Annotated in this window: 3 protein-coding genes; all 3 read right to left on the reverse strand. The window is 43.5% G+C overall.

Annotated features, from left to right (window positions below; translation table 11 throughout):
• Positions 1-249: 249 nt before the first annotated feature.
• From F6K38_RS43680 to F6K38_RS32145, 3 genes are read right to left on the reverse strand one after another with little or no spacing between them, the layout of a single operon-like run.
• The gene (locus tag F6K38_RS43680; protein WP_353737240.1) at positions 250-4,776 is read right to left on the reverse strand and encodes an AAA-like domain-containing protein; all 4,527 of its coding nucleotides are present in this window, start codon (positions 4,774-4,776) and stop codon (positions 250-252) included.
• A complete protein-coding gene (locus tag F6K38_RS32140; protein ID WP_287313023.1) occupies positions 4,730-4,858 on the reverse strand; it encodes a hypothetical protein in 129 nt (42 codons plus the stop codon). Before F6K38_RS32140 ends, F6K38_RS43680 begins: the two co-directional genes overlap by 47 nt.
• The gene (locus tag F6K38_RS32145; RefSeq protein WP_287313022.1) at positions 4,842-6,905 is read right to left on the reverse strand and encodes an AAA-like domain-containing protein; all 2,064 of its coding nucleotides are present in this window, start codon (positions 6,903-6,905) and stop codon (positions 4,842-4,844) included. Before F6K38_RS32145 ends, F6K38_RS32140 begins: the two co-directional genes overlap by 17 nt.
• Between the last annotated feature and the right edge of the window lie 239 nt (positions 6,906-7,144).

A 7,144-nucleotide genomic window follows, 5' to 3' on the forward strand; every position in this document is an offset into this window, starting at 1 on the left:
GAGCTAGCCCGTTGATGTTCCAGTGTCCCCGGGCTAGCTCTTGACTCTGGGCGTCTCAGCGCCCACTCTTCTACTATAACACAAAAATATTTTATTATAACATATTTTGAAAAATTTTGTAACAAAGTCTTGAGGGAATCGGGAATCGGGAGTCGGGAATCGGGAATCAGGAGTCGGGAGTCGGGAGCAGATAAAAGAAATATGTCCTAAGCAATTTGAGAATTATAAAGTAGATTTATTGTTTATTATTTAAAATATAAAAACATCTCCCTTTATGGTTAAATCATTTCGCTCATTTCGCTGCTCAGGAACGCCGATAGAGCCGCGAAAATTTATGCTCGAGCGTCTTATAAATGTTTGAGCTCTAGTATCAAAAGTCCCGAAGACCCGTAAACTCTTCAACACCTCTTCCGTAAAAGGATTCTTCCCAGCGCGGAGTTCATCTATCCATTGTTGCTGTTGTTTTTTGTAACTTTGTAATCCTGGTATACGTCCATGATTGCCCATCGATGAATACCTCTGGTCAATCCACTCTAAAAATGCCTGAAAGTCTGATATCGCTCCTGCTGTATCTCCAGTCAGAGCCCTAGCCAATCCACGACCCTCCTTCAATAGTCCATTTTCAGGCTCTTTAGCTACTGCTTTTTCACAGATATCCATCACATTAGTAGCATATCCATGGAGACTACCAAAGTAACAGATATAATTCCAAGATTGAGAAGAAATTTCTAAGTTTGGGTCTAGTTGTTGTGCTTCTTTATAAGTAGATATTGCTTGGGCTATTTTTCCTTGTTTGGCTAAATTATCACCTTGTTTAACTTTACCGGGTGCTGCTAGCTGTTTAGCTTTTATCTCTGGGTTTAATTCTAGCTCCGGATTCCATTCTTTGGCTTTTTGAAACTTAGCAATAGCACCATCGACATCCCCCTCTTTTGCTAACGTCTCACCTTGTTTGACAAGACCGGGAGATACTGCTACTTTGTCAACTAAATCTTGGCATGTGGTTAAAGTTTCTAAAGCTTCAAAATTCTCCACAAAGTAATCTTCAAGCAACTTACAGCCCCGAGCCAGCATCTCACCTAAATCTTCAACTTGCCTGAGTCTGACAGTGCGCCCTGATGTCGTAGCCAGCATCTTACCATCGGGGCTAAAACTTACACTCTTTACCGAGGGTTGATGTCCTCTCAACACAGCTAATGGATTGCCCTGTAAATCCCAGAGTCTGACCGTTTTGTCCTCTGATGCCGTAGCCAGCATCTGACCATCTCGGCTAAACCTTACACTTATTACCGAGTTTTGATGTCCTCTCAACACAGCTAATGGATTGCCCTGTAAATCCCAGAGTCTGACCGTTTTGTCCTCTGATGCCGTAGCCAGAGTTTTACCATCTCGGCTAAAACTTACACTTTCTATCGAGCCTTGATGTCCTTTCAACAGTGCTAATTGCTTTCCTTGTAAATCCCAGAGTCTGACCGTTTTGTCATATGATACCGTAGCGAGGGTTTTACCATCTCGGCTAAAACTTACACTATTTACCGAGCGTCGATATCCTTTCAAAAGAACTAATCGATTGCCCTGTAAATCCCAGAGTCTAACAGTATGGTCATCTGATTCTGTCGCCAGCATTTTAGCATCGGAGCTAAAACTTATACTTATTACCGAGCGTCGATTTACCCGGTCTTGATATCCTTGAGACAGACCTAATCGATTGCCCTGTAAATCCCAGAATCTGACAGTTCCGTCCGATAATGCCATAGCCAGGGCTTTACCATCAGGACTAAAACTTACACTATTTACCGAGCGTCGATATCCTTGAAACAGAGCTAATTGATTGCCCTTTGAATTCCAGAGTCTGACAGTACGGTCAGATGATGCTGTAGCCAGGGTTTTACCATCAGGGCTGAAACTTAAACTATTTACCGAGCCTTGATGTCCTCTCAACACAGCTAGTGGATTGCCCTGTAAATCCCAAAGTCTGATAGTACTGTCAGATGATGCCGTAGCTAGCCTTTTACCATTTCGGTTAAAACTTAAACTATTTACCGAGTCTTGATGTCCTCTCAACATTACTAATGGATTGCCCTGTAAATCCCAGAGTATGATAGTATTGTCGAATGATGCGGTAGCCAGAGTTTTACCATCTCGGCTAAAACTTACACTATTTACCCAGAATCGATGTCCTTTCAACAGTGCTAATTGATTTCCTTCTAAATCCCAAACTCTGACAGTTTTGTCTGATGCGGTAGCCAGAGTTTTACCATCGGGGCTAAAACTTACACTTCTTACCCAGCCTTCATGTCCTCTTAACACAGCTAATGGATTGCCCTGTAAATCCCAGACTCTAACAGTTGTGTCCTCTGTTTTATCCTCAGTCAGCATCGTACTATCTGATGCCGTAGCTAGCATCTTACCATCGGGGCTAAAACTTACACTCCTTACCGAGCCTTGATGTCCTTTCAACAGAGCTAATTGATTGCCCTGTAAATCCCAAACTCTGACCGTATTGTCCGCTGATGCCGTAGCGAGGGTTTTACCATCGGGACTAAAACTTACACTCCTTACCCAGTCTTGATGTCCTCGAAATATTCTCTTTTCTCTGAATTTACTAAGACTCTGCTGTAGAGCATAGATAGGACTGATGGCAGGATAGTTATCCAAAGGGCGACCATCTTTGACGATATTAAAGAGCTGTTGCCCAGTCTCCATGGCTGAGTATAAAAGCTCTCGATTGCCATAGTAACCATTATCCCCTGGTAACCGTCGTAAAATATTAACCCCTTGTTGTTCTAGTCGCGCACCTGTTTTAGCTTCTTGTATTTTTTCAGCAGTTATCATAGCAATAATTATTGCTACCACTGAGAACAAACCTAGACTAATACCCCCTATGAGTATAGTTCTCTTGGCTTTCTGTTGAGCTTCAGTTAAGGTATCATTGGCCTTAGCTAATATTCGACTTTCTTCTGCCAGTACCCTGCGGTCTAATTCCTGACCAGCAGCTAAAAACTGATAATCCAAATCGCTCAAACTTTTACCCCTAGCCCAAGCTTGAGCATTCTCTAACGCCACCCCCCGCAACAAACGAGCTTCATCTTTACACCCAGACTCAACCCAAGCGGTAAAGGCTTCAGAGTATGGACGCAGTCTAGCCAATTCCTGCTTAACCCAATCGCTATCGAAAACACTGCCATAAATCCGGTTGTTAACTTTTAAATACCCATCCCGCTCCACTACCAACCCCGATAGCCTTAATTCCGTCTGTTCTTCACTGCCATCAGCGGCAAGACTACCCTGATCTAATACCTGCTGATACAATCCTAACAGCCTACTGGCCCGTTGCTCATTTCTGAGAATGCGATCGCGTATGGTCTTCAAGTGCTCTGGCTTATCCTGAGATACCCAATTCTCAATAATCTGGGTACGGGCGACCTGTTCAACTTTAGTGCTGCAATGGGATCCCCCTCCCGTCCCCCTTAATAAGGGGGAAGCTTGAGCATGGTTCGATTCCCCTCCAGAAGTGCTATGGATGGTACCCCCTCCAGAAGTTCCCCCCTTGTTAAGGGGGGTTAGGGGGGTACCCAATCCTGAAGTGCGATGGATGGTACCCCCTCCAAAAGTTCCCCCCTTGTTAAGGGGGGTTAGGGGGGATCCTTCTCCAGAAGTGCGATGGATGGTACCCCCTCCAGAAGTTCCCCCCTTGTTAAGGGGGGTTAGGGGGGTACCCAATCCTGAAGTGCTATGGATAGATCCCCCTCCAGAAGTTCCCCCCTTGTTAAGGGGGGTTAGGGGGGATCCCTCTCCAAAAGTTCTATGGATCGATCCTCCTCCAAAAGTTCCCCCCTTGTTAAGGGGGGTTAGGGGGGATCCCTCTCCAAAAGTTCTATGGATCGATCCTCCTCCAAAAGTTCCCCCCTTGTTAAGGGGGGTTAGGGGGGATCCTTCTCCAGAAGTGCTATGGATAGATCCCCCTCCAGAAGTTCCCCCCTTGTTAAGGGGGGTTAGGGGGGATCCATCCACCATTAACTTACACAACTTCTGGGTCAAAAACGGTTGTCCCCCCGTCCAGTTCAATATCTCAGCTAACACCTGTTCAGGATTATCCACTTTCCCTACCAAACCAGGGAGCAGTGGTGCTTTCGCTTCCTCAACGGTAAAGCCAGTCAGGTCAATATCCCGACCAATATTAAAGGGAGTGCGCTGTCTATCCTGAATCAAATCCGCTGGAGTTGCTACTCCCAGCAAGCAAAAATTCAGCCGATTGTAGGCAGGATTTTCGGCTCTTTGGTTATAACAACTGCGAATAAAGGCAAAGAAATCATCTTTAAACTCTACCTTAATAATACTGTCAATTTCATCCAGAAAAATCACAATATTTTCTGGAATATATGACAACAGCACCTCTTCAATAAACTCACCCAACCACATTACTGGCGAGAGTTGCTTGCGCTCTCGTAACCAAGGTAAAATCTTGAATTTATCTGAGAGCTTAAAACTATTTACCAGACTCTTAATTAAGCTAGCATACCATTGCTCTGAGGTTACAAAATTGCCAATTTGGGTAACATCAACAGAAGCACAAGCTACTCCCGCCTCTATTAGTCTTTGCATGGTTTTTACCCGCAAACTAGATTTACCCATCTGTCGCGAGTTCAGCACATAACAAAATTCCCCAGCCATCAAAGCATCAAAAATTTCCGTATCAGCTTTTCTGACTGCATAAGTAGCAGCATCGTTAGGTAAACTTCCGCCAACTTGATAGATTGTTGATTGGTTGGTCATGATTGGGAAGGGAGTAGGGAATCGGGAATCGGGAATCGGGAATCGGGAATCGGGAATCGGGAATACTATAAAATCCTGTCACTAAAATACTGACGATACAAATTATATCTCGGAATACAATCATTACCGATTGCTCTGACTAATCCCAGACTTTCTAACAGATAGGTTTCTTTATAATCCAGGCGCACTGCTTGAGTAGTTGTCAGTAATTTTTTGAAAGCGTTTAGTAAATCGGGATGGAGCATGAGATTATTTAAAAGTTCTCGCAAATGATGGCGATAAATCCCTGATTCTGTCGGGGCGGTTTCTAACAGATGCTCCATGGTGATGTTGCTATTTTTGCTAATAGTAGAGAAAGCTAACTGTAATAAATAAGGATGTCCCCCTACCATGCTCATTAATTTGTGTACTGAATTAACGGATAAATTTAAGCCATAAAATTTCGCCAAATCCTGAACTTGATTCAAAGTAAAATCAGTTAAATCTACAGGATATCCTACATTAAAAGGCGACTTATTGATAGCCAATTCAATATAAACTTCCGTAGCATAAACCACTATCAATCGCAGTCTTTTCCAAATATCATAAAACTGGCCATTTTCATGCCAACTACGCAGCAAAGTAAGAAAACCTTCAGCAACTTGTTGATGAGGAAAAACTCGCTCCAGGTTATCGAGACATAAAACCAAAGGACTCTCTGAAGAAAACAACAAATGCTGTTCAAAGTAGGTGCTACACTTTACTTCACTAGTAAAAAAACTATCCTGCCAATAATTTTGCAACTCATTGGGCAATTTCAATTTTTGAGCAACCCGCACACAAAAAGACTGTAAAAATATATCCAAATCATGGCAAGGGAATTCATTCAGATTCAAATAAACCGTGCGATAACCCTTAGATTTAGCATAATCAAGAATCCGATGACTGAGTAAGGTTTTCCCCATCAGCTTCGGTGCTTTAATCCGAATTAGCGCCCCTGGTTGTAAACTCTTTTGATAACACTCAGTATCTTGGGGACGTTCTATATAAAAGTCTCCAACTTGAGCGGTTGTCTGTTGTTGATTATTAGTGCTACTTGTGTTATTATAGTTGCTATTATTATTTGGTAATTCAATACCGAGTAATGTGAAAAATTCTGGTATAGACTGAGGGCGATCGCTAGCCACCAAGTTCATGCCATGGAGAATGGCTCGATTTATGCGATCGCTAATCTGGGGATTAAAATCCTTTGGTGGTGGTAATACAACTCCATCAGCCCGATCCTCAGCGGCTACTGGTTTCTTTCCAGTTAAAAGCACATACAAGGTAGCGGCCAAAGCATAGACATCGGTGTAGGGACCCTGTTGCCCTCGCCACTCATATTGTTCCAGAGGAGCATAGCCAGGAGTCCGCCCACACAGATGAGTTTGGGTAACCCCAGGGACAAACTTAGTAGCAATACCCAAATCAATCAACACCGCACCAGAACCATCTTTCCGGACCATGATGTTATGAGGTTTAACATCCCGATGGAGCAATCCTTGCTGATGAATGTCCCAGAGGGCGCTACCAATTTGCTGGATGTAGAGCAAGGCTTGTTGTTCTGAAAGCACACCCTGCCGTTTCACCAGATCCGACAAGGTTTCCCCATCGATGTATTCCATGATTAGGCAGGGTAGTTCACCTTCTCGGATGATTTCTTCTGATAAACGGACTAGATGAGGATTCCCACGGCTACATTGGGCTAACTTTACCGCTTCGTTGGCAAAAATTTTCCAATATTCTAATAAATTATCTTGGCGGAGTACATGATTAAGGATAGTTTTAATAACGATGCGATCGCCTGTTTTAGTTCGGGCTAAATACGTAATACCCAGCCCACCTTGTCCTAGTTTTTTTTCGATGGTGTACTTACCGTTTTGTAGCCGATAACCACGGGGCCAGGTAATATTACTTACGCGGTTGCTGTGGTTAGGTGGCTGAGTAGTTGAGGGAGGTTTGTAAGGAGCATAAGGCTCTGCCACATTAACAGCTATTGGTTGTGTGATGCTGCTATGACCAATTTTAGGGGAATTAAACCAGCGTTTAACCGCATTATTTAACCGCTGCTTTAATTTCCCACACACTGACCGATGCTTATTAGTTTTCATGGGAGATGCCCAACCTATCCAGGATATTAATTTCGGTAGGGTTTATCGTAAGCCTATGGGCTACGCGCACGCTACGCGAACAGCTATCAGCGTGTCGCGTATCAGCTGAGTGCTTACGGTTTGTTTTTCCACACAAATAATTCTAGCGTTTTTAATAATTATCAAAGCCATTTGATTTACTTCACCTTACTTCATACTCCTACTCCCTAGGTAAGCAATAAGCTATCAGCATATCTAGC

Origin of the sequence: Moorena sp. SIO3B2, assembly GCF_010692525.1 — a bacterium.
GTDB classification, from domain to species: Bacteria; Cyanobacteriota; Cyanobacteriia; order Cyanobacteriales; family Coleofasciculaceae; genus Moorena; species Moorena producens.